Source organism: Pectobacterium nicotianae (assembly GCF_023272715.1).
Classification (GTDB): Bacteria; Pseudomonadota; Gammaproteobacteria; order Enterobacterales; family Enterobacteriaceae; genus Pectobacterium; species Pectobacterium brasiliense.
On sequence record NZ_CP096821.1, the window covers coordinates 902585 to 923697 of the forward strand.

Annotated in this window: 14 protein-coding genes; 8 read left to right on the forward strand and 6 right to left on the reverse strand. The window is 52.6% G+C overall.

Going from position 1 to position 21113, the window contains the following annotated elements; translation table 11 throughout:
* Positions 1-13 precede the first annotated feature (13 nt).
* Together MYB54_RS04020 and MYB54_RS04025 are read right to left on the reverse strand one after the other, a co-directional pair.
* Positions 14-1258, reverse strand: coding sequence for a multifunctional CCA addition/repair protein (locus MYB54_RS04020; protein ID WP_248721537.1), 1245 nt, complete (start codon positions 1256-1258; stop codon positions 14-16).
* Positions 1259-1366: 108 nt separating this feature from the next.
* A complete protein-coding gene (locus MYB54_RS04025) occupies positions 1367-1987 on the reverse strand; it encodes a TIGR04211 family SH3 domain-containing protein (protein ID WP_039277862.1) in 621 nt (206 codons plus the stop codon).
* Between the two features lie 321 nt (positions 1988-2308).
* Between MYB54_RS04025 and MYB54_RS04030 the strand changes: the two genes are divergently transcribed.
* The 5 genes from MYB54_RS04030 to MYB54_RS04050 all read left to right on the forward strand — a co-directional run bounded on the left by MYB54_RS04030 (position 2309) and on the right by MYB54_RS04050 (position 10528).
* Complete coding sequence (locus MYB54_RS04030; RefSeq protein WP_248721538.1) at positions 2309-3646, forward strand: CYTH domain-containing protein; 1338 nt, start codon at positions 2309-2311, stop codon at positions 3644-3646.
* Positions 3647-3698: 52 nt separating this feature from the next.
* Positions 3699-6554: a bifunctional [glutamate--ammonia ligase]-adenylyl-L-tyrosine phosphorylase/[glutamate--ammonia-ligase] adenylyltransferase gene (glnE, locus tag MYB54_RS04035; protein WP_248721539.1), complete on the forward strand. Its 2856-nt coding sequence runs from the start codon at positions 3699-3701 to the stop codon at positions 6552-6554.
* A gap of 120 nt (positions 6555-6674) precedes the next feature.
* Positions 6675-8111 (forward strand): bifunctional D-glycero-beta-D-manno-heptose-7-phosphate kinase/D-glycero-beta-D-manno-heptose 1-phosphate adenylyltransferase HldE, encoded by a 1437-nt coding sequence (gene hldE, locus MYB54_RS04040; protein WP_248721540.1) that lies wholly within the window; start codon positions 6675-6677, stop codon positions 8109-8111.
* Between the two features lie 136 nt (positions 8112-8247).
* Positions 8248-10302, forward strand: a complete 2055-nt coding sequence (gene ligA / locus MYB54_RS04045; protein WP_248721541.1) for an NAD-dependent DNA ligase LigA — start codon at positions 8248-8250, stop codon at positions 10300-10302.
* 4 nt (positions 10303-10306) lie between these two features.
* Positions 10307-10528 (forward strand): DUF3820 family protein, encoded by a 222-nt coding sequence (locus MYB54_RS04050; RefSeq protein WP_095700466.1) that lies wholly within the window; start codon positions 10307-10309, stop codon positions 10526-10528.
* 81 nt (positions 10529-10609) lie between these two features.
* Here the strand turns inward: MYB54_RS04050 and MYB54_RS04055 are convergent, their stop codons facing one another.
* The 4 genes from MYB54_RS04055 to garD form a co-directional block, all read right to left on the reverse strand.
* Positions 10610-10966 carry a FlxA-like family protein gene (locus MYB54_RS04055; RefSeq protein WP_248721542.1) on the reverse strand — a complete coding sequence of 119 codons (357 nt, stop codon included), beginning with the start codon at positions 10964-10966 and terminating at the stop codon, positions 10610-10612.
* A 401-nt stretch (positions 10967-11367) separates the two neighbouring features.
* Positions 11368-11793, reverse strand: coding sequence for a FlxA-like family protein (locus tag MYB54_RS04060; RefSeq protein ID WP_205591842.1), 426 nt, complete (start codon positions 11791-11793; stop codon positions 11368-11370).
* Between the two features lie 169 nt (positions 11794-11962).
* On the reverse strand, positions 11963-13498 hold the full coding sequence (locus tag MYB54_RS04065; RefSeq protein WP_039465985.1) for a methyl-accepting chemotaxis protein: 1536 nt from the start codon (positions 13496-13498) through the stop codon (positions 11963-11965).
* 789 nt (positions 13499-14287) lie between these two features.
* Entirely contained in the window at positions 14288-15862 is a 1575-nt protein-coding gene (gene garD, locus MYB54_RS04070) for a galactarate dehydratase (RefSeq protein ID WP_119872064.1), read from the reverse strand.
* A gap of 544 nt (positions 15863-16406) precedes the next feature.
* On the opposite strand from garD, the gene MYB54_RS04075 reads away from it, so the two are divergent.
* The 3 genes from MYB54_RS04075 (at position 16407) to gudD (ending at position 21091) form a co-directional block, all read left to right on the forward strand.
* Entirely contained in the window at positions 16407-17759 is a 1353-nt protein-coding gene (locus tag MYB54_RS04075; RefSeq protein WP_014916495.1) for an MFS transporter, read from the forward strand.
* A 617-nt stretch (positions 17760-18376) separates the two neighbouring features.
* Entirely contained in the window at positions 18377-19714 is a 1338-nt protein-coding gene (locus MYB54_RS04080; protein ID WP_161546812.1) for an enolase C-terminal domain-like protein, read from the forward strand.
* Positions 19715-19750: 36 nt separating this feature from the next.
* A complete protein-coding gene (gene gudD, locus MYB54_RS04085) occupies positions 19751-21091 on the forward strand; it encodes a glucarate dehydratase (protein WP_039283108.1) in 1341 nt (446 codons plus the stop codon).
* The last annotated feature ends 22 nt before the right edge of the window (positions 21092-21113 follow it).

The following is a 21113-nucleotide window of genomic DNA, read 5'->3' on the forward strand; positions in this document are numbered from 1 at the left end:
TGGCCTCTTTGTTTCAGGATGCGGCTGATGAATCTGGCTGCTGTGCTTTCCAGTCTGCCAGTGCATGAATACGACGGCGTGCGAGTTCGTTACGCACGTCAATGCCCTTAAACCCATCGGCGACGACGTCCGCACTGCTGACCTGACTGGCGACGCGGAAAGCTTCACGCAGATAGTCGCCTTGCGGATACGGGGTCTCTTCAAAACCGGCACGGCCTCTGGCATCGGCTTCGCTCGTGAGCGCTAACTGCTCCAGACGCTGTGGTTTACGCCAGACGTCAATCGCATCAAATAACTTCAGCAGGGTTTTGGGTTGCAGCACCTGCACGGTATGAACCAGATCATGATATTCCGCAACCAGCTTTGCCAAATCGCGAATCGGGTTAGGTACGCGCAGGCGCTGGCACAGTGCCTCAACCAGTTTGACGCCCGCCGGGCCATGCCCGTGATGACGCGGCCACAGTTCGGGGGGCGTCAGCCCTTTTCCTAAATCGTGGCACAGCGTAGCAAAACGTACGTCAATCTCAGGGCTGAGGCGAGCGGCCATCGCCACCGTCATCATGGTATGAATGCCGGTATCGATTTCCGGATGCCATTTGGCGGGGGCGGGCACGCCGTACAGGTTATCGATTTCAGGGAACAGCACGGCCAGCGCACCGCAGTCACGAAGCACCTGAAAATAGACATCTGGCGACGAGGTGCCGAGTGCTTTTTCCGTCTCTTTCCAGACGCGCTCTGGCGTCAGATAAGCCAGCTCACCCTCATGCGCCATTTTTTGCATCAGCGCCATGGTTTCTTCGGCAATCTGGAAGCCGAGATGAGCAAAACGCGCGGCAAAACGGGCGACGCGCAGCACCCGTAACGGATCTTCGCTGAATGCGTCGGAAACGTGGCGCAGTACGCGATTCTCAAGATCGCGACGACCGTGATAAGGATCGATAAGGTCGCCTCGCTCGGTGCGGGCAATCGCGTTGATGGTCAAATCGCGGCGCAGCAAATCCTGCTCTAACGTGACATCGGGGGCGGCATGGCAGACAAACCCGGTATAGCCTTTGCCAGATTTGCGTTCGGTACGCGCGAGAGCGTATTCATCGCGGCTAACGGGGTGTAAGAAGACGGGGAAATCCTTTCCAACCTGCTGGTAACCCTGCTCAAGCAGGTTCTCCGGCGTCGCGCCGACCACCACCCAATCTTTCTCGGTGACGGGTAAACCCAGCAGGCTGTCCCGAACAGCGCCGCCGACAAGGTAGATCTTCAACGTCGGGCTCCTGAATCAATAACCAATACTTCACCACATACTACCATCTTTGCACCGCGACGTTGGCCGCAAAGAAAAATGCCTGCAAGAAGCAGGCACGTGTTCCGATTAGCTCATCCAGCGGTCATTTTTCTTTTTGCGAGGGATGATGTGCGGCAACAGCAGACCCAGCAGCAAGCCTATGCCAGCCACGCCGCCGCCATACATAAACCACTGTAGAATGATGGTGCGCTGCTTATCGTCAAGCTGGACATTCGCCGCGCTGACTTTCTTCTGTGCGACGATAAGCTGTGTTTTCAGATCCTGATTTTCCTGACGCAACCCATTGATAACACCATCGCTGGCTGCGACTTTCTGTTGCATATCCGCGGTGCGTTGGTTCCAGGTCTGATCGATATTATTCAGTTTGTCAGTCAGGTCTTTTACCTGTTTTTCCAGCTCCGGCACCCGCGTGCGCAGGCTCGGCGTCTCGCTAAGCTGGTCGAGAGGAATCCAGGTGGTGCGGTTTTTATCATCACGAATCTGCGCATAGCCTGCACTTTCATTAACGCTGAGTAGCGTGACCTCAGTGCCAGCATTCACCGTGCCGACGATACGATATTGATTGCCCGGCCCGCTGTGGACATACGTCAATAACTCATCGGAAATATAGCGTTTTTCTTCCGCCTGTGCGGTCCAGCTCAGCGTGAGCGAAAATAAAGTAAAACAGAGTAAGCCTAATTTCTGCATAAGATCATCATGTTGCGTTAATGGTGGTCCGATAGTAGAGGCTTAAGTCTGACGAGGCAATGTATAAACCGAAATGAGAACAGTCTTAGAACCTCCCCATTAGGGCTATTTCACACCAATAATGCCTGCTGGGATAAGTTCTTAGAAGGCGGTGAGCGGCGTGTTTAAGCGGGGAAAAGCGGTGTTGCCAATGGCAGCGTTGCATAAGAAATGCGCGCTTGTTCGCAGGTGAAAAAGAGTGTGTGCGGTAAGAGTAGTAAGCTGAAGTAAAATGTTATTTACTGACATGATAATGAATGTGGTCTTGGTGTTGTGAATGCTATGAGTGAAGAAATTGAGCTGAAGTTTATTGTTCATCCCGACAGCGTTGAATCGCTGCTGACGCAACTGGCTGACTGGGAGAGTGATTACAGTCAGTATGAGCACATGCGTGCCCAGCGTCTGAGCAATACCTATTATGAAACGGCGGATAATTACCTGCGCCGCAATGGCATCGGCCTGCGTATTCGCGGCGAAAATGAACGCTACGAAATGACGGCGAAAACGGCCGGCAAGGTGATTGGCGGGCTGCATCAACACCCAGAATATAATGTTGAGCTGGAGAACGCTGAGCTGGATCTCAGCCTGTTTCCGGCGGAAGTCTGGCCGGAGGATTGCGATGTTGAGGCGCTGCAATCGTCGCTCAATCCGCTGTTTAGTACGGATTTTACGCGTGAAAAGTGGGTGTTTACTTACTATCAAAGCGTGATTGAAGTTGCCTTAGATCGTGGTGAAATTCGTGCCGGAGACCTGAGTGAACCGCTGTGCGAACTGGAGATGGAGCTTAAGGTCGGGCAGACCACCCATCTGCTGGAGCTGGCAAAGGAAATCGCGGAGTTTGGTGGTATGCGGCAGGGCAGCCTGAGTAAGGCGGCGCGCGGATACCATCTGGCTAAAGGTAATCCGGTTCGCGAGTGTCAGCCTCTCAACCGACTGGTTGTGGATCCAAAAACCAATATCGATCAGGCCATCCGCGCGGCGCTGGAACTGGGGTTGAGTCACTGGCAATACCACGAAGAACTGTGGGTAAGAGGGAATGCCTCTGCCCGTGAAGTCCTGCCAGAGGCCAGTGCGATGATGCGCGAAATGTTGGTGCTGGTGGGAGGCGTTGTGTTACGCAAGGTCACCACGCTTTTTCGTTCTGCACTCGCGACGCTGGAGGCCCGGCTACAAGGCTCCGACGGCGCGGAAGTGTGCTACAGCGTCGACTACCTGCAAAGTAAGTTGGTACTGACTTCCTGGCTGATCGAGTCTGGCTGGCGTGACCATATGGATAATAAAGATCGCATTAAGCTACAGGGATCGTTCAAACGCTTTGCCGACATCATGTTAAGCCGTAGCACGGCGGATCTGAAAAGCGCTTTTTCCTCTAAATTGACGGAAGCGCAGTACGAACAGCAAATCCCTCGTCTGCAACGTAATATCTGCGCTTTTCTTCTCTTATCCGGCGCTTATCCGGCGGAGCAGGTGGAAGCCTACATTTCACACTGGCGGGTGTTGCTCCAGGAAATTGAGCGGCTCGCTGCCGGACAGGCTCCTTCTGCCTATCTGGAAGCCTACCGTAAAGAGGCGTTGACCTTGCCCCCGTTCTGGCTACATAGCGGCGGACCATCACAGTAACCGTTAACTGCCGCTTGTCAGTGAGGATAGGCGGCGCATCAAGGGAACCCCCATGTCGATACTTCCTTTGCCCGCTTTACCTGTGCTTCTGACGGAACAATCTCAGCGTGCTCTGTCGCGTTTGCGGGAAGCCGCACCTGATGAACCGATAACCGACAGTGACTCTGCTGTTCTGGCATTGAGCGATTTTGTCAGCGATGCGCTTGCGCTCCATCCTGACTGGTGGCAAGGGATTCATCAGCAACCGCCGCAGCCTGAAGAGTGGCAGCATTACGCCGACTGGTTGAGCAATGTATTGGCCGACGTTAACGATGAAAATGCGTTGATGGCGGCATTACGCCGGTTTCGTCGACATATGTTGACGCGAATTGCGTGGTCGCAGGCGCTGCAAACCAGTACGACGGAGCACACGCTGCGTCAGTTGAGTGAGCTGGCTGAGGTGGTGATCGTGGCGGCCAGAAGCTGGCTATATCAGGCCTGTTGTCGCGAGTGGGGCACACCTTGCAATGCGCAGGGCGTAGCTCAGCCTCTGCTGATTCTTGGCATGGGAAAACTGGGTGGGGGAGAGCTTAACTTCTCTTCGGATATCGACCTGATATTCGTCTATCCCGAAAATGGTCATACGCAAGGCGGACGACGCGAGCTGGATAACGCGCAATTCTTCACGCGTCTGGGGCAGCGGCTCATTAAGGTGCTGGATCAGCCGACCGTCGATGGTTTTGTTTACCGTGTGGATATGCGGTTACGTCCCTTTGGTGACAGCGGTCCGCTGGTGCTCAGCTTTGCGGCCATGGAAGATTATTATCAGGAACAGGGCCGCGATTGGGAACGCTATGCCATGGTCAAAGCGCGCCTGATGGGGGGAATGGACGATGACTATAGTCAGGAACTGCGCAGTACGCTGAAGCCCTTTGTCTTCCGTCGCTATATCGATTTCAGCGTGATCCAGTCACTGCGAAATATGAAGGGCATGATTGCCCGCGAAGTGCGTCGACGGGATCTGCGCAACAACATCAAGCTGGGTGCGGGCGGCATTCGTGAAATCGAATTTATCACGCAGGTTTTCCAACTGATTCGTGGCGGGCGTGAACCAGGATTGCAGGGGCGCTCGCTGCTGCCTACGCTACAGCATGTAGGAACGCTGGGATTATTAACGCCACAGCAGGTGCTCGATCTCAGTACCTCTTACCTGTTTCTGCGTCGTTTAGAGAACCTGTTGCAGGCGATTGCCGATGAGCAGACGCAAACCTTGCCGGGTGATGAGCTGAATCAGCAGCGGCTGGCATGGGGAATGGGTTTTGACAACTGGGACACGCTGCAATCCATGCTGGAACAGCATATGCAGGCGGTGCGTCACGTATTTGATGACCTGATTGGCGATGATGCACCGGACAATAATGATATCCCTGAACATAGCAGCTATAGCAGCCTATGGCAGGACACGCTGGATGACGGTGAACTGGCTCCGCTGACGCCCCATCTCTCGGAAAGCGTGCGTGAAAAGCTGATGCGGACGATTGTGGAATTCCGTCACGATGTGGCGAAACGCACGATAGGGCCGCGCGGGCGGGACGTGCTGGATCAGCTCATGCCGTGTTTGCTGGCGGAAGTCTGCGCTCGTCAGGAAGCGGATACGGTGTTGTCTCGTCTGACGCCGCTGCTGCTGGGGATTGTCACACGTACCACCTATCTCGAACTGCTGCTGGAGTCTCGCGCTGCGCTCGGCCAACTGATTCGCCTGTGCGCGGCGTCGCCAATGGTGGCCAGCCAGCTGGCACGCTACCCCCTGCTGCTGGATGAATTGCTCGATGCATCAACGCTGTATCAGCCGACGGCACCGGGCGCGTATGCCGATGAGCTACGTCAGTATTTGATGCGCGTCCCTGAGGATGATGAAGAACAGCAGTTGGAAGCCGTTCGCCAGTTCAAGCAGTCGCAGCAGCTACGCATCGCCGCAGGGGATATCGGTGGCGTACTGCCCGTGATGAAAGTGAGCGATCACTTAACGTATTTGGCTGAAGCGATTATCGCGGCCGTGGTTCAGCAGGCGTGGGGACAGATGGTGGCGCGCTATGGCCAGCCGTCACATTTGCAGCATCGTGAAGGCCGTGGGTTTGCGGTTATTGCCTATGGCAAACTCGGCGGCTGGGAGCTGGGATATAGCTCCGATCTGGATTTGGTATTCTTGCTGGATTGTCCATCGGACGTGATGACGGATGGCGAACGCAGTATTGATGGTCGTCAGTTTTATCTGCGCCTCGCACAGCGAGTGATGCATCTGTTTAGCACCCGGACGTCATCAGGCATTTTGTATGAAGTGGATGCCCGTCTGCGGCCATCGGGCGCGGCGGGTATGCTGGTGAGTACGGTCGAAGCGTTTGATGAGTATCAGCGCAATGAGGCATGGACGTGGGAGCATCAGGCGCTGGTGCGTGCACGTATGGTGTACGGCGAAAGCGGTGTGCAGCAAACATTTGAGTCTATTCGTCGCAGCATTCTGTGTGCAGAGCGTGACGCGGAGACGCTGCGAACCGAAGTGCGCGAAATGCGGGAAAAAATGCGTCAGCATCTGGCGAACAAAGATAAAGCACTCTTCGACATCAAAACGGATGCGGGCGGCATTACGGATATCGAATTCATTGCCCAGTATCTGATGCTACGTTACGCCGCTCAGGAACCGCGTTTGACCCGTTGGTCAGACAACGTGCGTATTCTGGAACTGATGGCGCAATATGGCGTAATGGAAGAGAGTGAAGCCAATGCGCTCAAGCTGGCCTACGTTACCATGCGCAATGAACTGCACCATCTGGCCTTGCAGGAGCTGTCCGGTCGGGTCAGCAAGGAGCGGTTCGTTGCGGAGCGGGAGCAGGTGCTGGTGAGTTGGAATAAGTGGCTGGTGGGAGCGTAAGCTCCTCCTATCTATATGGTCAAATGTGCCGTGCGGTTTAGAGCCGCGCAGCAGTGGCGTGTATGATACGTGCCTATGATATTATTACGCGCATTATGCGAAATAAGCCTGGAGTAGAGGATGAAAGTGACGCTGCCTGATTTCCGTCAAGCGGGTGTATTAGTGGTCGGTGATGTCATGCTGGATCGTTACTGGTATGGGCCGACCAGCCGAATTTCACCAGAGGCACCCGTGCCTGTGGTCAAGGTTGATACGATCGAAGAGCGCCCAGGCGGCGCGGCGAACGTCGCAATGAACATCGCTGCATTGGGCGCGGGATCGCGTCTGGTGGGGTTAACGGGCATTGATGATGCAGCTCGCGCACTGAATGCCAAACTTGGCGAAGTGAATGTGAAGTGTGACTTTGTCGCTGTTCCTACGCATCCGACGATCACCAAGCTGCGCGTGCTGTCACGTAATCAGCAGTTGATCCGACTGGATTTCGAAGAGGGCTTTGAAGGAATTGATCCTCAGCCGATTATCGAGCGTATTCAACTGGCGCTGCCAAAAATTGGCGCGCTGGTGCTGTCTGACTATGCAAAAGGCGCATTAGCGCATGTGCAAACCATGATTCAGACGGCAAAAGCGGCTGGGGTTCCGGTGCTGATCGACCCGAAAGGCACGGATTTTGCCCGCTATCGTGGCGCGACGTTGCTGACGCCAAACCTGTCTGAGTTTGAAGCGGTAGCAGGGCGTTGCAAAACGGAAGACGAGCTGGTTGAGCGTGGTATGCAACTGGTGGCCGATTACGATCTGTCCGCGTTACTGATTACCCGTTCCGAGCAAGGGATGACGCTGCTACAGCCGGGCAAAGCACCGCTGCATTTGCCGACGCAGGCGCAGGAAGTGTACGACGTGACCGGTGCGGGCGATACCGTAATCGGTGTGTTGGCCGCTGCGCTGGCGGCAGGTAACCCGCTGGAAGAGGCCTGTTTCCTGGCTAATGCCGCCGCAGGCGTCGTCGTCGGCAAGCTGGGGACGTCCACGGTCACGCCGATTGAATTGGAAAATGCTATCCGCGGCCGTGCCGACACCGGATTTGGTGTCATGACCGAAGAACAGCTGAAACAGGCCGTTGAACTGGCGCGTCAGCGTGGCGAAAAGATTGTCATGACCAACGGCTGCTTCGATATTCTGCACGCCGGACACGTGTCTTACCTGGCAAACGCCCGCAAACTTGGCGACCGATTAATCGTTGCGGTAAACAGCGATGCCTCAACCAAGCGTCTGAAGGGACCGACTCGTCCCGTCAACCCGCTGCCGCAGCGGATGATCGTGCTGGGTGCACTGGAAGCCGTCGACTGGGTCGTGCCGTTTGAAGAAGATACGCCGCAGCGCCTGATTGCCAGCATTCTGCCGGACATTCTGGTGAAAGGCGGAGACTACCAGCCACATGAAATCGCCGGTAGTGAAGAAGTCTGGGCCAACGGCGGTGAAGTGAAAGTCCTGAACTTTGAGGACGGCTGTTCCACGACGAACATCATCAACACGATTAAAGCCAACACGTCTAAATCTTAAATGAAATAAAACTGACGGTGCTCGCAATATTTCGGCACCGTTAGGCCGCAAGCTAATGATTCTCGCTCTGGTAGATCACGGGCGAGAATCATAACAATCACGACGCCGACAGGGCGACACGTCAGATAAAACAGGTATGAAACCAGTGAAGAAAGAACCAGCCGAAGTGAATGCGGCCGCACTGCGGGTAGCGGAGTTGCGCCGGGTCTTACGCCATCACGAATACAAATATCACGTTGAAGATGCGCCCGAAATTCCTGATATCGAATATGACAAGCTCATGCAGGAACTGAAAGCGTTAGAGGCGGATCACCCCGAGCTGGTGACCAGTGATTCTCCCACGCAGCGCGTGGGTGCGGCACCGCTGGCGGCATTTGAGCAGGTACGTCATGAAGTGCCGATGTTATCGCTGGATAACGTCTTTGATGAAGAGAGCTATCTGGCCTTCAGCAAGCGAATTGGCGACCGGCTGAAGAACGGTGACGATCTGACATTCTGCTGCGAGCTGAAACTGGATGGTTTAGCCGTCAGCCTGTTGTATGAAGATGGCGTTCTGGTACAGGCAGCCACGCGTGGGGATGGCACGACCGGGGAAAATATCACCAGTAACATTCGTACCGTTGCAGCGATTCCACTGCGCCTTGAGGGTGACAATATTCCGCGTCGTGTTGAAGTACGCGGTGAAGTGTTTATGAAGCACAGCGGTTTTGAAAAGCTGAACGAAGAGGCTCGTCGTACGGGGAGTAAAGTTTTTGCTAACCCGCGTAACGCTGCCGCCGGATCGCTACGCCAGCTTGACCCGCGCATTACGGCTAAGCGTCCGCTGACCTTCTTTTGCTATGGCGTAGGTCTGCTGGAAGGCGGTGAGCTGCCCGCAAGCCACTGGGAGCGGCTGATGCAGTTCAAGGCGTGGGGACTGCCGGTGAGCGACAGAATTAAACTATGTACCGGTCCGGCCGAGGTACTCGATTTTTATCGTCAGGTTGAGCAAACCCGCAGCTCGTTAGGCTTTGATATCGACGGCGTCGTTGTCAAAGTTGACTCTCTGGAACTGCAGGAGCGGTTAGGGTTTGTTGCCCGTGCGCCTCGCTGGGCGGTGGCCTTTAAATTTCCGGCGCAGGAACAGCTGACCTGGGTGCGCGATGTCGAGTTTCAGGTCGGGCGAACAGGCGCGATTACGCCGGTTGCGCGTTTGGAACCCGTCGCCGTGGCCGGGGTTATCGTCAGCAACGCCACGCTGCATAATGCCGATGAAATTGAGCGGCTAGGTTTGCAGATTGGTGATCGCGTGATTGTGCGTCGAGCGGGGGATGTGATCCCGCAGATCGTCGGCATCGTGGAATCTGAGCGGCCAGAAACGGTGCGTCCGATCGTTTTCCCTGCGGCCTGTCCCGTATGTGGATCTGACGTTGAACGCGTAGAAGGCGAGGCCGTCACGCGCTGTACTGGTGGCCTGATCTGTGGTGCCCAGCGTAAAGAGGCACTGAAGCATTTTGTTTCTCGTCGCGCATTGGACGTGGAAGGCATGGGCGATAAGATCATCGATCAACTGGTGGAAAAAGAGTACGTCAAGACGCCAGCCGATCTGTTCCGTTTGAGCGCTGGGATCATGACGGGGCTGGATCGCATGGGGCCGAAATCCGCGACGAATCTGGTCAATGCGCTGGAAAAGGCGAAAAGCACCACGTTGGCACGTTTCCTCTATGCGTTGGGGATCCGTGACGTTGGCGAATCGACGGCGGCTAATCTGGCTGCGCATTTTGGTTCGCTAGAGGCGCTTTTTGCTGCCGATGAAGAGGCGCTGCTGGAAGTGCCGGATGTCGGTAAAGTCGTCGCCGCGCACGTGCGTCATTTCCTTGAGGAAGAGCACAACCAAACCGTCATCCGTGAATTGACCGATCCCGCAGGGATCAACATTCACTGGCCTGAGGTTCAGGTCGTCAATGCTGAAGAGATCGACAGCCCATTTGCGGGGAAAACGGTGGTATTGACCGGATCGCTAAGTATTCTGTCCCGCGACGAAGCCAAAGATCGGCTAACGGCGTTAGGGGCGAAAGTGAGCGGCAGTGTCTCGAAGAAAACCGATATGGTGATTGCAGGTGAAGCCGCGGGTTCTAAACTGGTGAAGGCGCAAGAATTGGGGATCCCAGTGATCGATGAGGCGGAAATGATCCGACTATTGGGGGCGTAAACGGATGGAAAAAGAAGACCTGATAGACATTGCCACGATGCAGATGCCGTTTGGTAAATACAAAGGGCGAGTGCTGATCGATTTACCGGAAGAGTACCTGCTGTGGTTCTCCCGCAAGGATGAATTTCCTAAAGGTCGCTTAGGGGAATTGATGCAGATTACGCTGGCAATCAAGATAGAGGGTCTGCAAGGGTTGGTCACGCCGCTGAAGCGGCCCCGTTCCTGATTATCCATTTCCTCGCGCAGTCCTTGACGAAAAAAGGTCGTTTCAATGAAGCGACCTTTTACGTTTGCTAGTTACCCCATCCTATACATAGACATTAATCTTATTGTCTGCGGTTGGGCGGTTAACGCCTTCTTGTTTAGCATTTTGCGTCGTAGAAGAGGAATCAGACTGCTGCTCTGACTTTTCACTCTGCAAACGAGCAATTTGTGCTTGTAATGCCTGGATCTGGGCCTGAATTGCCTGCTGCTGTTGTTCGATCAGTTTACGTTCTTCATCGCTTTCTGCGCTAGAAGCCGATTCGGTCAGTTTACTCACCTGCTTGGTGAGCGATTGGACCTGTTTGGTTAACTGCGCAATCTGCTGTTCTGACGTGCTACTGCTTTTACTGCTGCTTGCCGTGGTTGTCGATACGCTGATAACGCTGATGGTGTTTGACATTTTCCCTCCTGAAAAGATGCCGATGTACCCGTCATACTTCAAGTTGCAGGTGCGTTGGCTGCGCTACTCGGCCCACTGATGTGTGCCTCGCCCCGTAGGGGCCGCTGCAATACAGCGTTCAAATCTGCCTTTGGCAGATTTGTCAGTCACCCGAATCACTTACTTATGTAAGCTCATCGGGACTCCCTCGCTTGCCGCCTGCCTGAAACTCGAATTATTTAGGGTTGATACCCGAATGACTTGGGCTACATGCCTGTGCAACGGCAATTTAAGCACTTTCTCGAAGGGGATATTGTTGGCAATGAAACATGAAATGCTCACTTTCCTGACAGCTCATGTAACAAACTGTATCAGTCAGGAAAGGGAGAAAAAGAAAGAGGGGAATACGCCAGATATTGCTGTTAGACGTAGATATCAACACCGCCTTTTTTGGCTTTATTTTCAGGTGGTTGTGATGTCGTTTTTGATGCGGCTTCCATCGCTTTCTTTTCCGCTTCTTCTTTTTGGATGCGGGCAATTTCGGCATAGAGCGCCTGGATTTGCGCCTGGATCATTTGCTGCTGCTGTTTGATGAGCTTGCGCTCGTCTTCACTTTGCGCACTGGCGGCATCTGTGCCCAGTTCTTTTAGCTTTTTGGTCAGCTGTTTGATTTGATTTTGTAATGCGGCAATCTTTTGCTGAGCACCACTGCTGGTAGCTGGTGCAGCTTTACTTTCACCCGCCGATGCAGCCTTACTCTCTGTATTAGATGCAGGCTTACCGGCCGTGGGAGCCGCTGCTACTTTTGGAAATGTGTTCATTACAATCCGGCTGATATCATTGGCCATCACTTCCTCCTGAAATAAGTCAATTCTGCAGTGATTATCGGCAGTTCCGCCCTTTTCTTTACGAAAAATTTACAAAACCACGAGGATGATATGCGCTTGCTGGAGGGAAAGAAAGGGGGGGCAAGGGGGCTTTTCTACTCCCTTGCCCTAATGGATGAGATGACGTTAGTTAACTACCGTACACGTTAATCGCGCTATTCAGTCGCCTTGCCTGAAGATTGAGCCCTTCAGCGGCTTCTGTTGAGTGCGTAACCATATCGGTGTTGCGCTGTGTCATTTGTTCTATCTGTGCAATAGAGGTATTGATCAGGCCCAGTGCTGAAGTTTGCTCATGCGTTGCGTTGCTGATCTCTTTGATCATAGTGGAGACCTGCAAGACTTCATCAACGATGTCGCTGATATGTTTGCCCGCGTTCTCGACCATTATGCTGCCCTGTTTCACACTTTCGACGTTGGCATCGATCAACGTTTTAATCTCTTTGGCCGCAGAGGCGGAATGCTGCGCCAGATTGCGAACCTCAGCGGCCACTACCGCAAATCCGCGCCCCTGTACGCCCGCACGAGCGGCTTCAACGGCCGCATTCAGCGCAAGGATGTTGGTCTGGAAGGCAATACTGTCTATCACGCCAATGATATCAACGATTTTATCGCTGGCGCTGGAGATGGAATCCATCATGCCGATGGTTTCCTTCATGATATTGCCACCTTTAAACGCGGTGCTGCTGGCGGCTTCTGCCATGGTGGTGGCCTGTGCCGCTGTTTCTGCACTCTGCTGCACGGCAACGGTAATTTCTTCAATGGCGGCGGCAGTTTGTTGCAGATTGGCCGATGTCTCTTCCGTTCGGGTATTCAGGTCGACATTGTTTTCCGCCAGCTTATGGCTGACGTTGGTGATGCCGTTTACCTGTGTACTGACGTCGTCGACAAGCGAATGCAGGTTCAGGCCAAACTGGTTAACAGAGCGTAGCAGCAAGCCGATTTCGTCGACCCGGTTCAGGTGGACATGCTTTACTTTACGGCCCGATACCACATGCTGAGCCTGCTTCAGTATCATCCTGATTGGCTGTGCAATTTGCTTTTGCAGAAACTGATCCATGATGACAATGAGTAGTAGCGTCAGCGCCAATAGCCACAGCGGATTCATGCCATTGAACGCAAGCAGTGCGGGAATGAGGCCCACCGTTAAGACTGCCAGACGCAAGCGCCAGCGGACTGACAATTTCTGCAAGAGCGACAGTGGCGAAAAGAGCCCAGTACGAACGACTAACCCTTTGTAGAACTTACGGCTGCCCGCCTGTTTTTTCTGCACGGCGCTATACAGCGTTTCGGCATGCTTGATTTCTTCGGCGTTAGGCGTGTTACGTACTGAGATATAGCCTGCGAGCTGCTCCTGCTGGTAGACCGGCGTAACGTTGGCGCGAACCCAGTAGTGGTCACCGTTATTGCGACGATTTTTAACTAATCCAGTCCAGCTATCACCTTGTTTCAGCGTAAACCACATGTCGGCATAGGCTTCAACGGGCATATCGGGATGGCGCACAATATTGTGAGGCTGATTGATGAGCTGCTCTTCGGAAAAACCACTAACCGTAATGAAGGCAGAGTTGGCATAGGTAATGTGGCTGTGAATATTTGTCGTGGACATCAATATGGTGTCCATGTCTAACAGATACTCCTGCTGTGTAACAGGTGTATTTAATCTCATTAGAAACCCCGGCGTACGTATCCCGCTCAGTTTCCAGGTTCAGACACGCTGGCCGCTTTTCTCGTCTCAGACGCTCTGGTTATTACAGAGGCTGAAACGCAGTATCGCTGCCGAATGGTTCGTCCCGTGAAATCTGTCAGGCATATTGCTGTGTAAATATTCAAGTTATTCAAATGGGTATACTGAAATTTTTTGGGTGGCTTACTCATTTATATAAAATAATGTTATGCATTATTTATGAGCGGGCTATTGACCCTATATTGTGCGTGATGGAGATTTTGTAACTGTATCCGTCATACTTCAAGTTGCATGTGCGTTGGCTGCATTCAGTCACCCGAATCACTTACTCAAGTAAGCTCATCGGGATGCCTTCCCTTGCCGCCTGCCTGAAACTCGAATTATTTAGGATATATATTTTTGTAACAAATATGTCATCAGTGTTAGCACGCTTTTTCAGCACGCGTAAATTTATGATGAGGACGATTATCTGTCAATTGATTCATTTTATTAGCAATAAATAATTGGTAAAAAATGATTAAAAATAGGTAGGGGTAAAATAGGGATTATTCTTAATAGGTGTTTTGGAATCGATGAATTTGACGCTAAAAAGAATAACTTGTTAAGGTTTTTTTATTTTTTCTTTGCGTGAATGAAATTAAATGTTGCTGCTCTGCTGTTTATTCTTTTAATTACGGCCTTTTTTTCATTTTTATTGACGCTGAATTTATTGTAGATCAAATAACGCTATCCGCAGACCAGATAATGACGCTGGCCTGCGGAGAACGGTAATCAGGTTACCGGCGCTGGATTGAAGACGGCCAGTGCATTATGCAGCCCCCACTGATCGGACCAGGTTTTTTTCTTGCCGCTGGCGATATCCAAAATGAAGTGGAAAAGCTGCCAGCCTACGTCTTCGATCGTGGCCTCTCCGGTAGCAATGGTGCCGGCATCAATATCCATCAGATCGTGCCAGCGGTTTGCCAATGCGGTGCGGGTCGCCATTTTTATGACGGGGACAGCCAGCAGGCCATAGGGGGTACCGCGACCGGTGGTGAAGACCTGCACGGTGATACCGGAAGCGAGTTGCTGCGTGCCGCATACAAAGTCGCTGGCCGGCGTTGCGGCGTAAATCAGCCCGCGTTTGGTTGGGCGCTGTCCGGGGGACAGGACTTCGACAATCGCGCTGGTGCCGGATTTGGCGATGGAGCCAAGTGCTTTTTCCACCACGTTCGCGAGGCCACCTTTTTTGTTGCCCGGCGATGGGTTGGCGCTACGGTCGGTCTGCCCGCTGTCGAGGTAGTTATCGTACCAGGCCATTTCTTCCAGCAGGCGTTTACCGACTTCTTCATTGATGACGCGTGGCGTTAACAGATGAATGGCGTCGCGTACTTCGGTCACTTCGGAGAACATGACGGTGGCGCCGCAGCGTACCAGCAGGTCGGAGGCAAAACCCACTGCTGGGTTCGCGGTGACGCCGGAGAAAGCATCGCTGCCACCACACTGCATGCCGACAACCAGCTCAGAGGCCGGGCAGGTTTCACGCTGACGTTTGTTCAGCCGTTGCAGGTGTTTGTCTGCCATCGTCAGAATGTCATCCACCATCGATCTGAAACCAACGTGGTGTTCATCCTGCAAGCGGACAATGCTGGTATCGTCAAGAGAGATGGCCTGTACGTCAGACGTCCCTTCCAGCAGGCGTTCCGGCTGTAATTTTTCACAGCCCAGACCGACCACCAGTATCTCGCCGCCAAAATTCGGGTTCAGCGCCAGATTGTGAATGGTACGGATAGGAACCACCGCAGCAGGGGCATTGATTGCTACGCCACAGCCATAAAGATGGTTGAGTGCGACCACGCCATCCACATTGGGATATCTCGGTAATAAATCGCGCTCGATAATTTTGACGACATAGTCCACCACGCCCGCGACGCAGTGCACGCTGGTGCTGATGCCCAGCAGATTTTTCGTGCCTATGCTGCCGTCGGCGTTGCGGTAGCCTTCAAAGGTATAACCTTCCAGCGCAGGTAGCGCGGGGGGGATTTTGGTCGCTAGCGGCAGAGTTTCCAGCGCAGGAGCCTGAGGCAACTCGACCAGCGATTCATCGATCCAGCTTCCTTTGGCAATATCACGCAGCGCATACCCGATAATTTCACCATAGCGGATGATGGCGCCTGATTTGGCGATATCCACAAGGGCCACTTTATGACCTTGCGGAACATGCTCAATTAATTCCAGATCATCGTTAAAGCGGGTTCCGGCACGTAAGCCATTATTATTAACAACAATGGCAACATTATCAGAATCGTGAACCTTAATATAAAGTGGCTGCTCTTGTGCAGCATTACTTTCTGATTTATCTGACATGATGCAAGCCTTTATTATTGGTTTATCAGAAACGCGGTGATAACTATTATCACGCTATTATTTCATTGCTCGCTAACGAGTATACGTGAGGTTCTCTTCTCGTACATTATGCAATTGACCTAAGCCAGCGCTTTTTGTTTCTGATTTATCAGGCGAAGACCCAATTTTCGGTGAGTTTGATCACATTCTGACTGCGCACGGTTTTTCAGGGGGAAATGACAATAATGTGTATAAATGTAAAAAGAGAACGGCGGTGTTTTTCGTGAAATACCTCGCATTATATCGTGCAAGTGCACCAACATATTCAAAAGGACATTTTTAATGTTGTGCTTTTAGCTAGTGAGCAGTGAGTGGGTAAAAATTATAATGTTCCTGCGAGTTGAAGATGTCAGCTAATTACTCTGATGCTATATAGCCTGGCTATTCGCAAAAAAAATAAAAATGGGAATGTTAACTATCCACTGAATCTTCATTCTGATAACCCTACACCGTTATCTGTTATTCGGAATGAATGAGCGAACCGCGATTGAAGCAGGAGTTCATCATGAATACAGTAAGCTCAGCAGCTGGCGCGATACAAAAGAGAACAAACGCCCGCTACTGGATTGTCGTGATGTTGTTTATTGTCACGTCATTTAACTATGGAGACCGTGCGACCTTATCCATTGCTGGTTCAGCAATGTCTAAGGAAATTGGGTTGGATGCGGTGGGGATGGGTTATATCTTCTCAGCGTTCTCCTGGGCGTATGTGATTGGACAAATACCTGGAGGCTGGCTGCTCGATCGCTTTGGCTCAAAGAAAGTCTACTTCTACAGTATCTTGACCTGGTCGCTTTTTACTTTATTACAAGGCTTTGTCGACGTTTTCAGCGGCGCGGGCATTGTGATTTCTCTGTTCCTCCTGCGCTTTATGGTCGGCTTGTGTGAATCGCCTTCCTTCCCGGGAAATAGCCGCATTGTGGCTGCCTGGTTCCCTGCACAAGAACGTGGTACTGCCGTCGCGATATTCAACTCGGCACAGTATTTTGCCACGGTTATTTTTGCACCGATCATGGGGTGGCTGACGCAGGCAGTTGGCTGGGCGCACGTGTTCTGGTTCATGGGCGGGCTGGGTATCATTTTGAGCTTTGTCTGGCTGAAAGTGATTCACGATCCGAAAGATCACCCAGGTGTGAATCAGGCCGAATTGGACTACATCGAAGCCGGTGGCGCACTGATCAATATGGACGCCAAAGGGACGAAGAAGGCGACTGAGAAAGGCGAAAAATGGCACCAGATCAAGCAATTAATGCAGTCTCGCATGATGCTGGGTGTGTATATCGGTCAATACTGTATTAATGCACTGACCTACTTCTTCATCACCTGGTTCCCGCTTTATCTGGTTCAGGCTCGTGGTATGTCGATCCTCAAAGCGGGATTTGTCGCCTCAGTGCCTGCTATCTGTGGTTTTGTCGGGGGCGTTCTGGGCGGCATTATTTCCGATTACCTGATGCGCCGGACCAACTCCCTGACCTTTGCCCGTAAAACGCCAATCGTTCTCGGTATGTTGCTCTCCATGTCGATGGTGATTTGTAACTACGTTGAAACCGAGTGGGTGGTCATTGCGGTGATGTCCGCAGCCTTCTTCGGTAAAGGCATTGGTGCGCTGGGCTGGGCAGTTATGGCCGATACCGCACCGAAAGAAATCAGCGGATTGAGCGGCGGGCTGTTCAATATGTTCGGTAACGCGTCTGGTATCGTGACGCCGATTGCGATTGGCTACATCATCGGAATGACCGGTTCCTTCAATGGGGGTCTGGTGTATGTCGGGATCCATGCGCTGGTTGCGATCTTCAGCTACCTGTTCATCGTGAAAGATATTAAACGTATCGAATTGAAGCCGTTCGTTAAGAATTAAGGCCATTCGTTACTGCATTCATCTGAATATAGGCAATAACACGAAACGCTGCGCTATCGTACTGATGGCGCAGCGTTTCTCTATTAGATTTGCCGTTTATTTACTTCATGGAAATCCGGGTTTTATCTCTTTGAAATCGGCTGCTGGGAAGACGTATTTCGGTGTTTATAAGGCGGAAATTCGCTTTGCCCGGTTTTCGTGAAACACCTCCCATTGGCCTGTGATAATGACATATTTAATCTGCATTTCGACAGGGAATGCTGTGCTATTGCCCAATGAGTTGTGAAATAAGAAAACTTATACTTTTTACTGAGGTTGGTAAGGCGGTACGGAGTACAACATCGCTTTCCTAACTGGTTTATTTAGGTATCGGGACAGTTATAACCTGTTTTTATTCTGATAACCCTACAAGCAGTGTTCAGTTCAAATCAGAGTAAAAACAAGGTCGCGCTAATAAAGTAGGAAAACAACATGAAATCATCTACTGGTGCACCATCTGTTTTTTATTTCTGTATGACTGAATTATTTTCATCCGCTTCAACGCGTCTCTGCGTTGTGGCAAACATCGGAAACCTAAGCGTCAATCCTGTGCGCTCCATTTGTGACGGGAGCCTGTAATGACAAACTTGTCAGCGACGCCTGTGATTACCGACATGAAAGTCATCCCCGTTTCGGGCTATGACAGCATGTTGCTGAACATCGGCGGTGCGCATGGTGCTTACTTCACGCGTAACCTCGTCATTTTAACCGACAGCGCTGGGCATACCGGTGTCGGCGAAGCACCCGGTGGTGAGGTCATTTACAACACGCTGGTTGAAGCAATTCCTCGTGTAAAAGGCGAACAAATCGCCCGAATGAACCGTCTGGTTCATGACATTCATGTCGGCAATCAATCTTCTGATTTTGATTCCTTCGGCAAAGGTGCCTGGACGTTCGAGCTGCGCGTGAATGCGGTGGCAGCACTCGAAGCGGCGCTGCTCGATCTGCTGGGGCAATTTATGGGTGTCCCCGTTGCCGAACTGCTGGGGCCGGGTAAACAGCGTGATGAAGTCACCGTGCTCGGTTATCTGTTCTATATCGGCGACCGCACGAAGACAGATCTACCTTACTTATCAGGTGAGAAAGGCAAGCACGAGTGGTATCACCTGCGTCACCAGCAGGCGATGGACAGCGAGGCGATTGTGCGTTTGGCCGAAGCCACGACTGACCGCTACGGATTCAAAGATTTCAAACTCAAAGGTGGCGTGTTGCCCGGCGAGCAAGAAATCGATGCCGTGAAGGCGCTGAAGAAACGTTTCCCGGATGCGCGTATCACCGTCGATCCAAACGGTGCCTGGCTGCTGGATGAAGCGATTGAGTTGTGCAAAGACATGAAGGGCATTCTGACCTACGCGGAAGACCCGTGCGGTGCCGAACAAGGTTTCTCCGGTCGTGAAGTGATGGCGGAATTCCGCCGCGCCACTGGGCTACCAGTCGCGACCAACATGATTGCCACCAACTGGCGTGAAATGAACCATGCCGTGATGCTACAGGCGGTCGACATCCCGCTGGCCGATCCGCATTTCTGGACGATGCACGGTGCAGTGCGCGTTGCCCAACTGTGTGATGAGTGGGGTTTGACGTGGGGCTGCCATTCCAATAACCACTTCGATATTTCTCTGGCGATGTTCACACACGTGGGGGCTGCGGCACCGGGTAACCCGACGGCGATCGATACGCACTGGATCTGGCAGGAAGGGCAGCACCTGACCAAAGAGCCGCTGCAAATCGTCAACGGTAAAATTAAGGTGCCGGATCGTCCCGGTCTGGGGATTGAGCTGGATATGGAACAGGTCATGAAAGCTCACGATCTGTATAAAAAATTACCGAGCGGGGCACGTAATGATGCCGTTGCCATGCAGTACCTGATTCCAGGTTGGAAATTTGACCGTAAACGCCCGGTTTTTGGCCGCTAACCCTACAGTGAAAAATTAGAGAGAAAGGATAAGAAAATGACATTGCAAAGTTCAACGCCGGTGATTACCCACATGCAGGTTATTCCGGTTGCAGGTCACGACAGTATGCTGCTCAACCTGAGTGGCGCACATGCCCCTTATTTCACTCGCAACATTGTGATTCTGAAAGATAACGCTGGGAATACCGGTGTCGGCGAAATTCCCGGCGGTGAGAAAATCCGTCAGACGCTGGAGGATGCTGCCGCGCTGGTGGTGGGTAAAACGCTGGGCGAATACAAAAACGTGATGACGGCGGTACGTGCGCAGTTTGCCGACCGCGATGCTTCCGGGCGCGGTTTGCAGACGTTCGATCTGCGTACCACTATCCATGTCGTCACGGGAATTGAAGCCGCCATGCTCGATCTGCTGGGGCAATTCCTCAACGTCAGCGTGGCTTCGCTGCTGGGCGATGGTCAACAGCGTGATGCCGTCGAGATGCTGGGCTATCTGTTCTACATCGGCGATCGTAATAAAACCGATTTGCCTTACCAGAGCCAGACTAATGAGAAATGCGACTGGTACCGTCTGCGTCATGAAGAAGCGCTGACGCCAGAGACCATTGTGCGTCTGGCTGAGGCCGCGTACGAAAAATACGGCTTCAACGATTTCAAACTGAAAGGCGGCGTACTGGCTGGTAGCGAAGAGGCCGAGGCGGTTACCGCGCTGGCAAAACGCTTCCCACAGGCGCGCATCACGCTGGATCCAAACGGTGCCTGGTCGCTGGATGAAGCCATCGGACTGGGCAAACAGCTGCGCAATGTGCTGGCGTATGCAGAAGATCCGTGCGGTGCGGAGCAAGGTTTCTCTGGTCGTGAAGTGATGGCGGAATTCCGCCGTGCGACGGGGCTGCCTACTGCGACCAACATGATCGCCACCGACTGGCGGCAGATGGGTCACACTATTTCGCTGCAATCAGTCGATATCCCGCTGGCCGATCCGCACTTCTGGACGATGCAAGGTTCCGTTCGTGTGGCGCAGATGTGCCACGAATGGGGCTTAACCTGGGGTTCTCACTCCAATAACCACTTTGATATTTCACTGGCCATGTTTACTCATGTCGCGGCGGCGGCACCGGGCAAGATTACGGCGATTGATACGCACTGGATCTGGCAGGAAGGCAACCAACGCCTGACGAAAGAACCGTTGCAGATTGTTGGCGGCATGGTGGAAGTGCCGAAGAAACCGGGTCTGGGCGTCGAGCTGGATATGGACCAGGTGATGAAAGCACACGAACTGTATAAAAACATGGGATTAGGCGCACGTAACGACGCCATGGGAATGCAGTACCTTATTCCTGAGTGGACGTTTGATAATAAACGTCCGTGTCTGGTTCGCTAACGTTCTGATTTTCCGTTTTTTG